1 protein-coding gene is annotated in these 457 nt (G+C 32.8%); it reads left to right on the top strand.

Annotation, left to right across the window (positions count from 1 at the left end; all coding sequences use genetic code 11):
- Positions 1 to 424, top strand: a 424-nt coding sequence (locus MUW74_RS04155; RefSeq protein ID WP_243553099.1) for a hypothetical protein, incomplete at its 5' end; no start/stop codon positions are given.
- Between the last annotated feature and the right edge of the window lie 33 nt (positions 425 to 457).

Genomic DNA, 457 nt, shown 5'->3' on the forward strand with positions numbered 1-457 from the left:
GTTCAAAGAAAATGCCATCTGGTCTTCTCTATTTGTAGGTAATCATCTACCTAAAAATAAGTATTTAGCAAGATTATTGAATAATAGTTATATCCAATGCTCCACCTTTTGTAGAAAAGGAAGTGAAATGTTTAAGTTTATCTTAAATATACTACCTGATCGCTTACGGCCTAATCAATTGGGTGTTATTGCGATAGATATTGACCGTACACTAGGGAACTGTGGATATGCCGCTACACTTCGTTCTATATTATTTGCTTATGTTAAGGAGCAATATCATGAAGATCCACAACAGGTTGGTAGGTACGTAAATTATAAAAGACATTTTGACTACCTTGAGCATAAATATGGCAAAGATTCAAAAAAAATTGAGGAGTACGTAAACCGGAACAAACAACTTGTTGATTGTATCGATAAGCAATAAAGGATTTGTGGGTTACTTTTTATTAAGAAAAAA

The sequence above is a fragment of the Candidatus Cardinium sp. cBcalN2 genome (assembly GCF_022810445.1).
Taxonomy (GTDB): Bacteria; Bacteroidota; Bacteroidia; order Cytophagales; family Amoebophilaceae; genus Cardinium.